Source organism: Bradyrhizobium sp. USDA 4472, from assembly GCF_054058595.1.
The window spans coordinates 5,139,510-5,156,040 of the sequence record NZ_JBSSAM010000001.1 but is presented as its reverse complement, the minus strand read 5'-3'; the positions used below and the strand labels follow the sequence as shown (position 1 = coordinate 5,156,040).

Annotated in this window: 13 protein-coding genes and 1 pseudogene; 10 read left to right on the top strand and 4 right to left on the bottom strand. The window is 64.8% G+C overall.

Annotation, left to right across the window (positions count from 1 at the left end; all coding sequences use genetic code 11):
• Positions 1–48 precede the first annotated feature (48 nt).
• The 9 genes and pseudogenes from ACVWZ4_RS23940 (at position 49) to garD (ending at position 13,071) form a co-directional block, all read left to right on the top strand.
• The gene (locus tag ACVWZ4_RS23940; RefSeq protein ID WP_456741360.1) at positions 49–2,001 is read left to right on the top strand and encodes a hypothetical protein; all 1,953 of its coding nucleotides are present in this window, start codon (positions 49–51) and stop codon (positions 1,999–2,001) included.
• A 98-nt stretch (positions 2,002–2,099) separates the two neighbouring features.
• Entirely contained in the window at positions 2,100–3,680 is a 1,581-nt protein-coding gene (locus ACVWZ4_RS23935; RefSeq protein WP_456741359.1) for a DUF1800 domain-containing protein, read from the top strand.
• Positions 3,681–3,695: 15 nt separating this feature from the next.
• The gene (locus ACVWZ4_RS23930) at positions 3,696–4,889 is read left to right on the top strand and encodes a DUF1501 domain-containing protein (protein WP_456741358.1); all 1,194 of its coding nucleotides are present in this window, start codon (positions 3,696–3,698) and stop codon (positions 4,887–4,889) included.
• A gap of 163 nt (positions 4,890–5,052) precedes the next feature.
• Positions 5,053–6,405: an MFS transporter gene (locus ACVWZ4_RS23925; RefSeq protein ID WP_456741357.1), complete on the top strand. Its 1,353-nt coding sequence runs from the start codon at positions 5,053–5,055 to the stop codon at positions 6,403–6,405.
• 127 nt (positions 6,406–6,532) lie between these two features.
• Positions 6,533–7,439 (top strand): annotated as a pseudogene (locus ACVWZ4_RS23920) (LysR substrate-binding domain-containing protein).
• A 128-nt stretch (positions 7,440–7,567) separates the two neighbouring features.
• Positions 7,568–8,512: a 5-dehydro-4-deoxyglucarate dehydratase gene (kdgD, locus tag ACVWZ4_RS23915; RefSeq protein ID WP_456704560.1), complete on the top strand. Its 945-nt coding sequence runs from the start codon at positions 7,568–7,570 to the stop codon at positions 8,510–8,512.
• A 26-nt stretch (positions 8,513–8,538) separates the two neighbouring features.
• Positions 8,539–9,897: a glucarate dehydratase gene (gene gudD, locus ACVWZ4_RS23910; protein WP_456741356.1), complete on the top strand. Its 1,359-nt coding sequence runs from the start codon at positions 8,539–8,541 to the stop codon at positions 9,895–9,897.
• An 18-nt stretch (positions 9,898–9,915) separates the two neighbouring features.
• Positions 9,916–11,364: an aldehyde dehydrogenase family protein gene (locus tag ACVWZ4_RS23905; protein ID WP_456790373.1), complete on the top strand. Its 1,449-nt coding sequence runs from the start codon at positions 9,916–9,918 to the stop codon at positions 11,362–11,364.
• 165 nt (positions 11,365–11,529) lie between these two features.
• On the top strand, positions 11,530–13,071 hold the full coding sequence (gene garD / locus ACVWZ4_RS23900) for a galactarate dehydratase (RefSeq protein ID WP_456704563.1): 1,542 nt from the start codon (positions 11,530–11,532) through the stop codon (positions 13,069–13,071).
• A gap of 58 nt (positions 13,072–13,129) precedes the next feature.
• On the opposite strand, the gene ACVWZ4_RS23895 is transcribed toward garD, so the two are convergent.
• A complete protein-coding gene (locus ACVWZ4_RS23895) occupies positions 13,130–13,732 on the bottom strand; it encodes a DUF2147 domain-containing protein (RefSeq protein ID WP_456704564.1) in 603 nt (200 codons plus the stop codon).
• 107 nt (positions 13,733–13,839) lie between these two features.
• Positions 13,840–14,868: an NAD(P)/FAD-dependent oxidoreductase gene (locus tag ACVWZ4_RS23890; RefSeq protein WP_456741355.1), complete on the bottom strand. Its 1,029-nt coding sequence runs from the start codon at positions 14,866–14,868 to the stop codon at positions 13,840–13,842.
• Positions 14,869–15,050: 182 nt separating this feature from the next.
• Between ACVWZ4_RS23890 and ACVWZ4_RS23885 the strand changes: the two genes are divergently transcribed.
• Entirely contained in the window at positions 15,051–15,518 is a 468-nt protein-coding gene (locus tag ACVWZ4_RS23885) for an acyl-CoA thioesterase (RefSeq protein WP_456704566.1), read from the top strand.
• 10 nt (positions 15,519–15,528) lie between these two features.
• On the opposite strand, the gene ACVWZ4_RS23880 is transcribed toward ACVWZ4_RS23885, so the two are convergent.
• The gene (locus tag ACVWZ4_RS23880; RefSeq protein ID WP_092228188.1) at positions 15,529–15,849 is read right to left on the bottom strand and encodes a 2Fe-2S iron-sulfur cluster-binding protein; all 321 of its coding nucleotides are present in this window, start codon (positions 15,847–15,849) and stop codon (positions 15,529–15,531) included.
• 176 nt (positions 15,850–16,025) lie between these two features.
• Positions 16,026–16,400, bottom strand: a complete 375-nt coding sequence (locus ACVWZ4_RS23875) for an Hpt domain-containing protein (protein WP_456741354.1) — start codon at positions 16,398–16,400, stop codon at positions 16,026–16,028.
• Positions 16,401–16,531: the final 131 nt, after the last annotated feature.

Genomic DNA, 16,531 nt, shown 5'->3' with positions numbered 1-16,531 from the left:
GCGATCTCTCTTATTTCCGCCTCAACTTTGCCGTTGAAGACGCGGGCCATGATCCCTGTTTCCCTTCGTACTTTTCTTCTAGCCGCCCTGCTGCTGGCCGGGTCCCTCGCCGTTTTGCCGCCCCAACGCGCAGTCGCGCAGGATGCGGGGGCCATGCAGATCAATTGGGAGGTCCGCAACCGCTTCCGCCTGTTCCGCGAGGAGCGCGATTTCCTGTTGCATGTCGAGAATGCGCGTAACCGCAGCATCCTCGCCGCCGAGCAGTCTCTCGAGCTGCAGAGCGAGGGCCGCGGCTGGGCCCGGAACATGGTCAACCGCCTCTGCATCGACCTGCAGGGCCGGGTTAACCAGCCCTGTACCCGCGACAACGTCAAAGAGAACTACCTCACGCCGATCGACCACCCCATCACCGTACGCCTGGCCGGCGCGGTGCCGGTCGGGGCCACTTGCGCCTGGTCGTTCGACGACGGCGACGGGCCGCAGGCCTCGACTTTCGACTGCGCCGAGCCGGTCAATCTGCGCGTCCGCTACGGCAAGCAGACGGTCGCGACCGTCGACGTTTCCTCCGGCTCCGATCCGACCCAGCGCATCCAGACCGAGATCCAGGTCCGCGACATCCTTATCGCCGGCCTTGGCGACAGCATCGCCTCCGGCGAAGGCAATCCGGACCGACCGCTGGCGCTATCCGACGAGGGTTTCTGCTTCCGCTCCTATCTCGGCACCGCTGGCACACAATATTACCGGCCGAGCCGCGCCGGCTTCAAGGGCGGCCGCGCCTGCGAGGCACCGGACACGCTCGGCAACTGGCAACGTTTCGGCGCGCTGTGGTTCAACTCGCCCTGCCACCGCTCCCTCTACAGCTATCAGGCCCGCACGGCGCTCGCGCTCGCGGTGCGCTACACCCATATCGCCGTGACCTATCTGCCGCTCGCCTGCACCGGCGCCAGCATCAGCGACGGGCTGCTCGGCTCGCAGCGCGCCCGCGAATGCCCGCCCGGCAAGAGCGGCGTCTGCAACACCAGCGTGAATGCCCAGGTCGCCGAGCTGCGCGAAGCGCTGACCGCGGCGAAGAAGCGGCAGCCGGATCGCAATCTCGATCTCGTGCTGCTCTCGATCGGGGCCAATGACGTCTACTTTTCCGGCCTCGTCGCCGACGTCATCGTCGAGACCGCGACCGAGCGCGCGCTGTTCCGCCGCTCCGGCGTGATGGCGAGCGTCGACGAATCCCGCGACGCGCTACAACGCGAGCTGCCGCAGAATTTCGTCAAGCTGCGCGAGGCGCTGAAACCGCTGGTCGGCGGCGATCTCTCGCACGTGGTCTACGTCTCCTACGCCAACCCGGCCCTTGCCGACGGCGGCGTGCCCTGCCGCGGCGGCCGCGCCGGTTTCGACATCCATCCCGCCTTCAACGCCGACCCACAGCGCCTCGCCCGCGTCTCGACTTTCGTCGACACCGAGTTCCTGCCGCAGCTGAAGGGGCTGGCCACCTGCACGCGGGGCGCGCTGTGCCGTGATCCCGAGGCCGACCGTATGACCTTCGTCGATGCGCACCAGTCCGCATTCGCCGATCACGGATTTTGTGCTCACTCCGGCAACGATCCCGAGTTCGACCGCACTTGCTTTGCCGAGAACGGAGAGAGCTTCAACCCTGACATCGTCAGCGCGGCGAGCCAGCCGATGCTGTGCGGCCGCGGCGCGTCGGAGTACCGCGCCTATCTGCCGCGCGCACGCTGGATTCGCGACGCCAACGACAGCTATTTCGCGGCGATGACCTATCCGCAGGGGTTGCCGGCGGCGAGCCAGCCGACCGACATCCACGACGCGACCTGGGGCGTGCTCTCGGCCGTCTATGGCGGCGCCGTGCATCCGAGTGCCGAAGGCCATGCCGCGATGGCGGATGCCACTCTCCCGGCCGCAAGCTCCGTGCTGGGGCTGGACGCCGTGCCGCCCGGCTTCACGCGCAGCCTCTTGGCTCCGCTCCTGCCGGGCGCGCAGAAGTAGGAAACCGGAAACAGCGCACTGTCGCCGCTCGCTGGAATTTGATGGCACTACCGTGAATTGAGTCCATTCCATTCAGGGCAGGTTCAGCCGCACCGCGCATGATATGCCCGCGTCATGGGACGGGACCTATCGTGGATAGCAGAAGCGCATATCGTCGGCTGCAATGGTCGCGCATCGCGGCGCTCGTGGCGTTAGCCACAGGCCTGACACCGAACATCTCCCGTGCCGACGATCTCAATCCGCACGATCTCGCTCTGCTCGATCGGCTGAGCTTCGGTGTCAGCACCTCGAGTGCCGCACACATGCAGGGGATGGGTGCGGAACGCTGGCTGCAGGAGCAATTGCACCCGGCCGGCAACCCTCCCTTGCCCGACGCGGCCAAGGCGCAGATCGAAGCGATGCCCGACGTCCACAGCTTCCCGTTCGACATTGCGGTCGCCTTCGAGCAGCAGTCCAAGAGCGCCAGCCAGGTCATCGACCCCGAGCAGAAGAAAGCCGCGCAGCAGGTGTTCCAGCAGGCGATGAACGATCGCGCCAAGCAGGCGGCGGCGCGCACCATCCTGCGCGCGCTCTACGCGCCCGACCAGCTGCGTGAGCGCATGGTCTGGTTCTGGTTCAATCATTTCAACGTCCACCAGTACAAATCGAATCTGCGCGTGCTGGTCGGCGACTACGTCGATCATGCCCTTCGTCCCAACTCGCTGGGCAAGTTTCACGACCTGCTCGCGGCGACCGTTCGTCATCCCGCGATGCTGCGCTATCTCGACAATGCCGACAACGCGGCGGGCCATCTGAACGAGAACTACGCCCGCGAGATCATGGAGCTGCACACCATGGGCGTCGGCTCCGGCTACACCCAGGCCGACGTGGAAGCGCTGGCGAAGATCCTCACGGGCGTCGGCATCGACACCAAGCCGGAAGACCCGAAGCTCAAGCCGGAATTGCAATCCCAGCTCGTGCGCGAGGGCGCCTTCGAGTTCAACCCGTCCCGTCACGATTACAGCGACAAGGCCTTCCTCGGTCACACCATCAAGGGCCGTGGGCTCGCCGAGGTCGACGAGGCCATTGACATCCTGGTCCACCATCCCGCGACCGCAAATCATGTATCGCGCAAGATCGCGACCTATTTCGTCTCCGACAATCCGCCGGAAGCGCTGGTACAGCGGATGGCGCAGACCTTCAAATCCACTGGTGGCGACATTGCCGCGATACTCGCCACGATGGTCCATTCACCCGAATTCGAGGCCGCGCTGAAGCCGGGCACGCGCTTCAAGGATCCCGTGCAATACGTGCTCTCGGCGGTCCGTCTCGCCTATGACGACCGGGTCATATTGAACACGGCGCCGATCCAGGGCTGGATCAATCGCCTCGGCGAAGGCCTGTTCAACCAAGAGACGCCGGACGGCTACCCGCTGACCTCGGCGTCGTGGAACGGCCCCGGTCAGATGATGGTTCGCTTCGAGATCGCACGCCAGATCGGATCCGGATCGTCCGGCCTGTTCAAATCCGACGGGCCGAATCCGGTCGAGTTGCCCGCGTTCCCGCAACTGCAGAACGCGCTCTACTTCAACGGCCTTCGCAACACTCTCGGCCCCGCAACGCTGGCATCGCTCGACAGGGCGATCTCACCGCAGGACTGGAACACGCTGTTCCTGTCGTCACCGGAATTCATGCACTGAGCACGGAAGATTGCCATGAACCGTCGCGAGCTGATCAAGACCTTTGCCGCCCTCGCTCCGCTCACCGTGGCAGGCCGCGTCTGGGCAGCGCCCGCGACCGATGCCCGCATGCTGGTCGTGTTCTTGCGCGGCGCCTATGACGCGGCGAATGTCGTCGTGCCGGTTTCGAGTGATTTCTACCGTGTCTCGCGACCAACGCTCGCCATCGCCAGGCCCGAGGTCGGCAACCCCAACGCGGCGCTGGCGCTCGACGCCGATTGGGGACTGCATCCGGCCCTGCGCGACAGCATCTATCCGCTCTGGGCCAGGCGCGAGATCGCCTTCATTCCGTTCGCCGGGACCAGCGACGATCTGACCCGGAGCCATTTCGAGACCCAGGACACGATCGAACTCGGCCAGTCCGCGGGGGGGACGCGCGACTATCGTTCCGGCTTCATGAGCCGGCTCGCAGGCGAGCTGACGCGGGTCAAGCCGATTGCGTTCACCGAACAGCTTCCGCTCATCTTCCGAGGCAAGTCGCAGGTGCCGAACACTGGGATCAGCAACGTCGGCAAGCCCGGCGTCGACGATCGTCAGGCCGATCTGATCAAGAAGATGTACGTCCAGTCCAACCTGGCGGCCTCGGTGTCGGAGGGTTTTCGCGTACGCGACGACGTCTATCGCTCGGTCTCCGAAGAGATGAATGCGGCCAACCGCGGCGCCGTCTCGCCGCGCGGTTTCGAATTATCGGCACGGCGCATCGGCCGATTGATGCGCGAGCAGTTCAATCTTGGTTTCGTCGACGTTGGCGGCTGGGACACGCATGTCAACCAGGGCGCCGCCAACGGCTATCTCGCCGACCGGCTCGGCGAACTCGGACGCGCCCTCGTCGGCTTCTCCGAGGAGGTCGGGCCGACGGCGTGGCGCGATACGGTGGTGGTCGTCATCTCCGAATTCGGCCGCACCTTCCGGGAAAACGGGGACCGCGGCACCGATCACGGTCATGGCAGCGTCTATTGGGTGCTCGGTGGCGGCATCAACGGCGGCCGCATTCTCGGCGAGCAGGTCAAGGTCGAGCAGCCGCATCTGTTCCAGAACCGCGACTATCCGGTTCTGACCGACTATCGCGCGCTGTTTGCAGATCTGTTCGGCCACGTCTTCGGTCTCGGCAACGACAGCATCCAGCGCATCTTCACCGGCGTGCACCCGACGAACCTGGCATTGGTATAGCCAGCCCGGACGAGACCCATTCGGCGTGCTCGCGGCCACCGGCCTGCCGTTCCATCAATTTAAAAACGGCATCAATCGATACTCCCTTGAACTTGGACACTTTCCCGCGCGCGCCTCTAGGAGTCGCCGTGAGGAAACATTTCAAGGTCCAAGGAGGCGCACGATGAGCGCAGTGGTGTCCGCGACGGACGTGAGGAGGTCTCGCGTCAGGCTGTTCATCGTGACCATGCTGTTCCTGGTCACGACCGTCAATTACGCCGACCGCGCCACGCTCTCGATCGCCGGCTCCGCGCTGTCCAAGGAGCTCCGTCTCGATCCCGTCGCCATGGGCTGGATCTTCTCGGCGTTCGGCTGGTCCTATGTCGTCGCGCAGGTACCAGGCGGCTGGCTGCTCGACCGTTACGGCTCACGCCTCGTCTATGCCTTCAGCATCATCGTCTGGTCCCTGTTCACGATGATGCAGGGCTGGATCGGCTTCCTCAGCGCCGGCGCTGCCGTCGTCGTGCTGTTTGCGCTTCGGCTTCTCGTCGGCGTCGCGGAAGCGCCGTCCTTCCCTGCCAACGCCCGCATCGTCGCGGCCTGGTTTCCCGGCAACGAGCGCGGCACCGCATCGGCCTTCTTCAATTCGGGGCAATATTTCGCCACCGTGATCTTCGCACCGCTGATGGGCTGGATCGCCCATGACTACGGCTGGCGCTACGTGTTCTCAGTGATGGGCGGGCTCGGCATCATCATGGGCCTCGTCTGGATCAAGACCGTCTACAGTCCGAAGGAGCATCCCTCGATCAACGAGGCCGAGTTCGATTACATCAAGGAAGGTGGCGCGCTGGTCGATCTCGATGCGCCCAAGAACGATCTGAAGGACGCGCGTGCGGCGAACTCCGGCCCGAAATGGGACCATATCCGCCAATTGCTCTCCAATCGCATGATGATCGGCGTCTATCTCGGCCAGTACTGCATCAACACGCTGACTTACTTCTTCCTGACCTGGTTTCCGGTGTACCTGGTCAAGGAGCGCGGCCTGTCGATCCTGCAGGCCGGCTTCGTGGCGACACTGCCGGCGCTCTGCGGCTTCATCGGCGGCGTGCTCGGCGGGGTCATTTCCGACGCCATCCTGCGCAAGTCCGGTTCGCTGACCATGGCGCGCAAGATCCCGATCGTCGGAGGAATGCTGCTGTCGATGTCGATCATCGCCTGCAACTATGTCGACGGCCAGGCGCTGGTGGTCGGCTTCATGGCGCTCGCCTTCTTCGGCAAGGGCATCGGCGCGCTCGGCTGGGCTGTGGTCTCCGACACCTCGCCCAAGGAGGCCGGCGGCGTCTCCGGCGGCCTGTTCAACTCCTTCGGCAACCTCTCCTCCATCACCACGCCCATCGTGATCGGCTACATCGTGGCCGCGACCGGCTCGTTCAACGGGGCTCTGGTGTTCGTCGGCATCAACGCGCTGGTGGCTGCGGTCGCCTATCTCGTGGTCGTCGGCAAGATCGAGCGGGTGGTGCTCAAACGCTCCTCCTGAGCGCTCCGAGTCATCGGAGTGGGTCAGGCAACTCAACGGCGGCTCTAAAAGGCCGCCGTCTTTGTTTTGGGGATGATCGATGCTAGAAGTGCTGGGGAAACGCCTTATTCATCTAAGACATGTATCGATGTTCGACCTCAACCAGCTCCGCTGTGTTCGTCACGGTGGCGGAAGAACTGCATTTCGGCCGCGCCGCCGCGCGGCTGAACATGACTCAGCCGCCGCTGTCGCGGCAAATCCAGGTGCTCGAGCACATCATCGACGCGCCGCTGCTGGAGCGCACCAGCCGCTCGGTGCGCCTGACCCCGGCCGGCCGCAGCTTCCTCCCCGAGGCCCGCCGCATCCTGAAGCTTGCGGAAAGCGCCTCGCAGGTTGCCCGCCGCATCGCGCTCGGCAAGACCGGCTCGCTCAAGATCGGCTTTACCGCGGCCGCCGCCTACGGCTTCCTGCCCGAACTGGTCGCGGCCTGCCGTGCCAAGCTGCCGGAGGTCGATTTCTCGCTGAAGGAAATGGTCTCCGGCGACCAGTTCGAGGCGCTGACCTCGGGCCAGATCGACGCCGGCCTGCTGCGGCCGCCGATCGCGCGGCCCGAGGTTGCCAGCCGCCGCGTCGTCGCCGAGCCCCTGCTCGCCGCGATCCCGAAGAAGCATCCGCTGGCCAATGCCGACAGCATCACGATCAAGGATTTCGACGGCCAGCCCTTCGTGATGTATTCGCCCTATGAGAGCCGCTATTTCCACGATCTGCTGGTGGCGCTGTTCACCCGCGCCGACATCCTGCCGCGCTACGTCCAGCACCTCAGCCAGATCCACTCGATCCTCGCGATGGTGCGCGCCGGCCTTGGCCTCGCCATCGTGCCGGCCGCCGCCGCCGGGCTGAAAATCTCCGATGTCCGGCTGCGTCCCCTGAAGCTGCGCACCCGCGTTCCGGTCGAGCTTTTCATGGTGTGGCGCCGCGACGACGAGAATCCGCTGCTGTCCGCGCTGGTCAAAATCGCGAGCGAATTGTCCTCCGCGGACGTCATGGAAGATTGATGCTGAATCCGTATCAGTTGATATAGGCTTTGGCTTGGACGCGCATCGAACCGTCTCCTAAACACCAGCGCATGGACGCGCGGATTTCACTTGCGTCCCCGACAACACGAGAGCAGGGAGCAGCGCCCGTGAGCAAGATGACCCCGCAGGAAATGGCCCAGAAGATCGGTTCCGGCCTCCTGTCCTTCCCCGTCACGCCGTTCAAGGCAGACTATTCGTTCGACGAAGCGACCTACCGCGCCAACATGGATTGGCTGTGCGGCTATGACGTTGCAGGCCTGTTCGCCGCCGGCGGCACCGGCGAGTTCTTCTCGCTGACCCCGACCGAAGTGCCCGCCGTCGTCAAGGTCGCCGTCGACGAGACCAAGGGCCGCGTGCCCGTGCTCGCCGGCACCGGCTATGGCACTGCCATCGCCCGCGAGATCGCAATCGGCGCGGAAAAGGCCGGCGCCGACGGCCTGCTGCTGCTGCCGCCTTATCTGACCCATTCCGAGCAGGAAGGCCTTGCCGCCCACGTCGAGGCCGTCTGCGCCTCCGTGAAGATCGGCGTCATCGTCTATAACCGCGACAATGCCATCCTCCAGCCCGACACGCTCGCCCGCCTCGCCGAGCGCTGCCCGAACCTCGTCGGCTACAAGGACGGCATCGGCGACATCGAGCTGATGACTCGCGTTTACACCAAGCTCGGCGACCGCCTCACTTATGTCGGCGGCCTGCCGACCGCCGAGACCTTCGCGCTGCCCTATCTCGACATGGGCGTGACGACGTACTCGTCGGCCGTATTCAACTTCGTGCCTGAGTTCGCCACCAAGTTCTACGCCGCGGTGCGCAGCCGCGATCACGCGACCATCCGCGCCGGCTTGAAGAATTTCATCCTGCCGCTGATCGAGATCCGCAACCGCAAGAAGGGCTATGCGGTCTCGATCATCAAGGCCGGCATGAAGGTGATCGGCCGCGATTCCGGCCCGGTCCGCTCGCCGCTGACCGATCTCACCGAGCAGGAGATGGCGGAACTGGCCGCGCTGGTGAGGAACCTGCCTGCCGCAGGATCGACACAACAGGCCGCAGAATAACTCGAGGATGCAGGGAGGAGCGTGCAATGGCCCAGACTGAGATCTCCGGGGTGCCGATCCCCGGCGCGCCGGTCGTCACAACGATGCAGGTGATCCCGGTCGCAGGCCGCGACAGCATGCTCCTCAATTTGAGCGGGGCGCATGCACCGTTCTTCACCCGTAACATCGTCATCCTCACCGACAATGCCGGCCACACCGGCGTCGGCGAGGTGCCAGGCGGGCAGAAGATCTGGCAGACGCTGCAGGACGCCAGGGATCTCGTGATCGGCAAGACCGTCGGCGCGATGAACAACATCCTCGCCGACGTCAGGACGACCTTTGCCGACCGGGATGTCGGCGGCCGCGGCAAGCAGACCTTCGATCTGCGCGTGATGATCCACGCCGTCACTGCGATCGAATCCGCCCTGCTCGATCTGCTCGGCCAGCATCTCAATCTGCCGGTCGCAGCGCTCCTCGGCGAAGGCCAGCAGCGCAAGAGCGTCGAGACGCTCGGCTATCTCTTCTTCGTCGGTGACCGGAACAAGTCCAAGCTCGACTACGTCAAGGGCGAGACCGGCAAGCCCGACTGGTTCAACCTTCGCCATCAGGAGGCAATGACGCCGGAGGCGGTGGTACGGCTCGCGGAAGCCACGCAGGACCATTACGGCTTTGCCGATTTCAAGCTCAAGGGCGGCGTGCTCCGCGGCGAGCAGGAGATCGAGGCGGTCACGGCCATCGCCAGGCGCTTCCCCAATGCCCGCGTCACACTGGATCCGAACGGCGCCTGGTCGCTCGACGAGGCCATCGGCCTCTGCAAGAACATGCACGGCATCCTCGCCTATGCCGAGGATCCCTGCGGCGCCGAGGCCGGCTTCTCCGGTCGGGAGATCATGGCCGAGTTCCGCCGCGCCACCGGCCTGCCCACTGCGACCAACATGATCGCGACCGACTGGCGTCAGCTCAGCCATGCGCTGCGGCTCGGTGCGGTGGACATTCCGCTCGCCGACCCCCATTTCTGGACCATGCAAGGCTCAGTGCGCGTTGCCCAGACCTGCCGTGACAACGGCTTGACTTGGGGCTCGCACTCCAACAACCATTTCGACATCTCGCTCGCGATGTTCACCCATGTCGGCGCGGCCGCCCCCGGCAAGGTCACCGCGATCGACACCCACTGGATCTGGCAGGATGGCCAGGCACTGACGAAGGAGCCGCTCCGGATCAAGGGCGGCAGGATCGCGGTCCCGGATCGTCCGGGCCTCGGCATCGAGATCGACCGTGCGGCCATCGAGGCCGCGCATGAACTCTACAAGCAGCATGGACTCGGCGCCCGAGATGATGCCATGGCCATGCAGGACCTGATCCCCGGCTGGACGTTTGACGACAAGCGGCCCTGCCTCGTGCGTTAAATAACTCTGGAGGAAGAGATGACTGCGATCCTGAAAAACTTCATCGGCGGTGAATGGGTCGACGGCTCCGGCGTCACCAAGAACATCAACCCCTCCAACACCAACGACCTCGTCGGCGAATATGCCAAGGCCGACAAGGCGCAGACCGAGAAGGCGATCGCGGCAGCGAAAGCCGCCTTCCCCGCCTGGGCGCAGTCGACGCCGCAAGTGCGCTACGATGCACTGAACAAGATCTCCACCGAAATCCTCGCCCGCAAGGAAGAGCTCGGCCGCCTGCTCGCCCGCGAGGAAGGCAAGACGCTGCCCGAGGGTATCGGCGAGGTCGCCCGCGCCGGCCAGATCTTCGCGTTCTTCGCCGGCGAAGCCCTTCGTCTGATCGGCGAGAAGGGCGCGTCCGTCCGTCCCGGCATCGACGTCGAGCTCACGCGAGAGCCGGTCGGCGTCATCGGCATGATCACGCCCTGGAATTTTCCGATCGCCATCCCGGCCTGGAAGATTGCGCCCGCGCTCTGCTACGGCAACACGGTGGTGTTCAAGCCGGCCGAGTTGGTGCCCGGCTCGGGACACGCGCTCGCCGAGATCATCTCCCGCTCAGGCCTTCCGGCCGGCGTGTTCAACCTCGTGGTCGGCTCCGGCTCCGTGGTCGGCCAGACCCTGCTCGATCATCCCGATGTGGCCGCGATCTCCTTCACCGGCTCGGTGCAAACCGGCCGCAAGATCGCGCAGGCCTGCGTGCTCTCCAACCCGATGAAGAAATTCCAGCTGGAGATGGGCGGCAAGAATCCGCTGGTCGTGCTCGATGACGCCGACCTGAAGACCGCTGTCGAAGTCGCCGTCAACGGCGCCTACTTCTCGACCGGTCAGCGCTGCACGGCATCGTCTCGGCTGATCGTCACCGAAGGCATCCATGACCGCTTCGTTGCCGCGGTGGCCGAGCGCCTGAACAGCCTCTCGGTGGACGACGCGCTCAAGGCCGGCGTGCATATCGGCCCCGTGGTCGACCAGAGCCAGCTGGACCAGGACCTGCGCTACATCAAGATCGGTCAGGACGAGGGCGCCAGGCTCGCCTTCGGCGGCGAGCTGCTCAAGCGCGACAACCCCGGCCACTACCTGCAACCGGCGCTGTTCACCGAAGCCAACAACAACATGCGCATCGCGCGCGAGGAGATATTCGGGCCCGTCGCCGCCGTCATCCGCGCCAAGAACTACGAGGAAGCGCTGGCGATCTCCAACGACACCGAGTTCGGCCTCGCCTCCGGCATCTGCACATCAAGCCTGAAATACGCCTCGCACTACAAGCGCAACAGCGAGTCCGGCATGGTGATGGTCAATCTGCCCACCGCCGGCGTCGACTATCACGTGCCGTTCGGCGGCCGGAAGGGCTCGAGCTACGGCGCCCGCGAGCAGGGCTCCTACGCACGCGAGTTCTATACGACGGTGAAGACCGCCTATACCTATCCGGGTTGACGGGCCACGATCGCAGGGTGGGTTGGCGCAGCGGCTGCGCAAAGCGCGGTCCGCCGGCGTAACCGACCTCTTCTGCTTCCGCGGACAGAGACCTTGGTGGGTTACGCCCTGCGATTGCGCTCCGCGCAATCGCAGGGCTAGCCACCCTACACTTTGGAGTCCTCCATGGACCAGGACGTCGCAGCGAAAGAGCAGCCCCGCTACATCAAGCTCAACGAGCGCGACAATGTCGCGATCGTCGTCAATGATTTCGGGCTCCCTGCCGGCTCCCGCTTTGCGTGCGGGCTGACGCTGCGTGCCTTTGTGCCGCAAGGGCACAAGACCGCTCTGGTCGACATCGCGCAGGACGCGCCGATCATCCGCTACGGTGAGGTGATCGGCTACGCGCTCTCGCCGATTCTGGCCGGTGAGTGGGTGGATGAGGCGCGCATCCGCATGCCTGAGGCCCCTGCCCTCGACAAGCTCGAAATCTCCACCGCCGTTCCCGCACCGCTGCCGCCGCTCGAAGGTTTCACCTTCGAGGGCTTTCGCAATCCGGACGGATCCGTCGGCACCAAGAACATCCTCGGCATCTCCTCCTCGGTGCAATGCGTCAAGGGCACGATGGAATATGCGGTGAAACGCATCCGCGCCGAGCTGCTGCCGAACTATCCGAACGTCGACGACGTCGTGCCATTGACGCATGCTTATGGCTGCGGCGTCGCCATCACCGCGCCCGATGCCGTCGTGCCGATCCGCACGCTGCAAAACCTCGCGCTCAATCCGAATTTCGGCGGCGAGATTCTGGTCATCAGCTTGGGATGTGAAAAACTCGCGCCCGAACGGCTGGTGCCGGAGGGCGTCAGCGATGCCATCGTCCGCATGCAGGACGAAGCCTTCGACGGATTTGGCGCGATCGTCGATGCCATCATGACGCAAGCCGAGGCCCGCCTGAAGATCCTCGACAAACGCACCCGCGAGACCTGCCCCGCGTCCGATCTCGTGGTCGGCCTGCAATGCGGCGGCAGCGACGCTTTCTCGGGCGTCACTGCGAACCCCGCGCTTGGCTTTGCCGCCGACCTCTTGGTGCGCGCCGGCGCCACCGTGATGTTCTCGGAAGTGACGGAGGTGCGCGACGCCATCCAGCTCCTCACCCGCCGCGCCATCAACGAAGACGTCGGCCGGGCGCTGGTGCGCGAGATGGCCTGGTACGATTCATATCTCGCCCGTGGCGGCGCCGATCGCAGCGCCAACACAACCCCCGGCAACAAGAAGGGCGGCCTCGCCAACATCGTCGAAAAATCTCTCGGCTCGATCGTCAAATCAGGCTCATCAGCGATCACCGGCGTGCTCTCGCCCGGCCAGAAGGCGACGCAGAAGGGCATGCTGTTCGCGGCAACGCCGGCGTCAGACTTCATCTGCGGCACGCTCCAGCTCGCCTCCGGCATGACCTTGCAGGTGTTCACCACCGGCCGCGGCACGCCCTATGGCCTGGCGGCCGCGCCCGTGATCAAGGTCGCAACCCGCACCGAGCTGGCGCGCCGCTGGAAGGATTTGATCGATTTCGACGCAGGCGGCATCGCCACCGGCGCAAAGACCATCGAGGAAACCGGCTGGGACCTCTTCCGCCTGATCCTCGAGGTTGCCTCCGGCCGCACCAAGCCGTGGTCGGATCGCTGGGGCATCCACAACGACCTCACGCTGTTCAATCCGGCGCCGGTGACCTGAGCGCCCGACACCGCGTCCGTCCAGGGGAACAGGTGCCTCGAAGGCCCGGCCGGGCGGCCTACTTCTTCGCCGCTGGCGCCATCATCATCGCGCCGCCCTTCTTGACCGCGGGTGCGGCCTTCGGCGCGGGCGCGGCGGCCTGCGCGGGGAGATATTTGGCGATGATCGCGGGATCGACCTCGGCCATGCTGGAATCCGGCAGGCGCTGCCAGGTCTCGTCCTTGCCGAACAGAGAGATGCCGAGGAAGCCGCGCATGGTCAGGACCTGACCGTCCGGACTCACCGTCATCTTGGCCTTCCAGATGTTGCCGTCGCGCGGATTGACGACGTTGCCGCCTTCATATTTCAACCCGTCACGCTTCATGTCGCGGATGAAAGAGAGCCCGAGCACCGGCTGATTCTTGCGATCGTCCGTGCACTTCGCGCAAACCTCGCTCGGATTGTCGCCGGGGCGCGGAAACGTCTTGGCAATCACGCCTTCGAAAATGCCGTTATGGTCGATGAAGAGGAACCAGCCCACGGGCTTGCCGTCCTCGACCTTCTGCCACAAGCCCGCAGCGGTCGGCTGTTGTGCGGCAGCCTTTCCTGTTGCGCCGAGCGACAGCACGAGACCCAGCGTAAGCAGCGAGAGCAGCCGAAAGCTGGAAACGAGATTCCGCATTATGATCACCTTGCTAAGCCGCCACTGCAATGGCCGCAGACTACGGCGATTTCGCGAACGGTTCCAGCACCAGAAACATGGGACGCTCGGCCCCGTTCGCGCCGCGGTCAGTTGACACCGAGTTTCTTTTGCAGGCTCGAGGATGAGGTCGTGTACTGGAACACGAGCCGCTTCTCCGGATAGACGTAGCGGTGGGCTTTTTGCGACATCAGCGCGCCTTCGTGGAAGCCGCACAGGATCAGCTTGATCTTGCCCGGATAGGTGTTGATGTCGCCGATGGCGAAGATGCCCGGCACGTTGGTTTCGAATGCCGACGTCTCGACCGGCACCAGATTGTTCTCGAGCGCAATGCCCCAATTCGCGACCGGACCGAGCTTCATGGTCAGGCCGAAGAACGGCAGCATGGCGTCGCAGGCAATATCGCTGACGGCATTGTCGTTGCCCTTGACGGTGGCGCCGGTCAGCTTGCCGTCGGCGCCGGAGAGCGCGGTGACCTGACCGAGCCGCAGATCCATCTTGCCGTCGGCGACCAGCGCGCGCATCTGCTCGACGCTGTGAGGGGCAGCGCGAAAATCGTCACGACGGTGCAAGAGCGTGATGCGCTTGGCGACCGGATGCAGATTGAGCGTCCAGTCGAGCGCGGAATCGCCGCCCCCGACGATCAGCACGTTCTTGTCGCGGAACGATTCCATCTTGCGCACGGCGTAGTGCACCGAGGTGCCTTCATAGGCTTCGATACCCGGCACCGGCGGACGCTTGGGCTGGAACGAGCCGCCGCCGGCCGCGATCACCACGACCTTGCATTCGAACACCTTGCCCGCGTCGGTGGTGCAGCGAAACAGGGGATCGCCGATCTTTTCGACGGTCTCGACCATCTCGCCGAGATGGAAGGTCGGATGGAACGGCTTGATCTGCTCCATCAGCGCGTCGGTGAGGCCTTGCCCCGATACCTGCGGAATGCCGGGAATGTCGTAGATCGGCTTTTCCGGATAGAGCTCGGCGCACTGGCCGCCGACCTTGTCGAGGATGTCGATGAAGTGCGCCTTCATGTCGAGAAGGCCAAGCTCGAAGGCGGCGAACAGACCGCAAGGGCCGGCGCCAATAATCAGCACGTCGGTTTTGATCACGTCGCTCATGTCGTCTCTTTATCGGTCATTATCGGTTGGACGGCGCCCGGCGGGCCGAGGTGACCCTGCCTGTCTAGCCAACGGGAATGGATCAGGGAAGGCATAAAAGCGGGAGCGCCCCGCAAGCACACCCACTTGCCGGGTCAAAATAACTGGGCTGTAACGAGGCTGGATATGACGGAGATCATCAGGTGAACGCACCAAGCCGCCTCGATACGACGCCACGCCTCGAGGACTTCCCGTTTCGCCTCAGCGACAACGTCCGCTTCGGCGATCTCGACCCGAACCAGCACGTCAACAACGCGGTCTATGCCACCTATTTCGAGACCGGCCGCGTCACGCTGATGAAGAGTCCGGAGTACGGGCTGACACCGCCGGGCCTCGCCTGGATCATGGTGCGGCTCGACATCCATTTCCGCGCCGAGCTGCACTGGCCGAACACGATCGAGCTCGGCCTCGGCGTGGTGAAGCTCGGGCGCACGTCGGTGACCTTCGAGCAGGTCGTGTTTTCGGAAGGGAAGTGCATCGCTTCGGCGACCTCGGTCGGCGTCTTGCTCGACGAGGCGACGCGCCGGCCAGCACCGCTGACTGCGGAAGTGGTCGAGAAATTCAGGCCCTGGCACAAGCGCGGCATCGAGGTCGCGCCGCCGCGCACTTGAGCAGCAAGGATCAGGCCTGACGTTCCGGCGTGCCCACCACGAGCCCGTCGAGTTCGTCGGAGACCTTGATCTGGCATGACAGGCGCGAGTTCGGGCGCACGTCGAAGCCGAAGTCGAGCATGTCCTCTTCCATCGGCGTCGGGCTGCCGACCTTCTCGCGCCAGGCTTCGTCGACATAGACATGGCAGGTCGCGCAGGCGCAGGCGCCGCCGCACTCGGCCTCGATGCCGGGAATGCTGTTACGGATGGCGGCTTCCATCACGGTCGCGCCGTTCTCGATTTCCACCGTGCGGGTTTCGCCCTTGTGGTCGACAAAGTGAATTTTGGCCATTGTGCTCGTGCTGCCGCGATCTGGGGAAAAGGAGGTTCGGGTTGTCCTATAACGGGTCGATCCGGACCGCGCCATAGCGTTTTCAAGCGAAGTGGATACCGGTTCGCGGGCGGAAAATGCGTCGAAACACAAGACGGGTGTGTGCGCAGCCCGGACCGGCTCCGGCGAGATCCGGCTCAGTGCTTGAGCATCGCGGCAATAGCCGCGCGAACCTCGGCGACCGCCTCTTTCAGCGCGGCGAGGGCGTGGGGCTGGTTCTGGCCGATCCGGATCGCGGTCTCCAGGCTGGCGGCCGCATCGGCGACCGCAAAGGCGCCGATCCCGCGTGCCGAGCCCTTGAGCTTGTGCGCAAGCGCCCCGGTCTCGGCCGGCAACGCCGTCATCGCGGCGATCAGGCGGACCGCCTGCTCTGCGAACATTGCAAGCACTTCCTGCTCGAGCTCGGAATCGCCCAGCGTCATGCGCGAGAGATGGTCGAGATCGAGAGGGCTGTCGAAGGGCGCAAGCGGCGGCGAGGGCATCCAGTCCATCCGTTGCAGTTCAGGCATCATGGCGCAGGCCCCGGCATCGCGCGATAGTCCGCCGGTCCGGCGGTTCCGACCACCGAAGCATGGAAATGGTTAACGAAGCGTTTCGGCCGATTTACGCAAAACCGCCCGTTTAATGACGAAAAGTTGCCGCA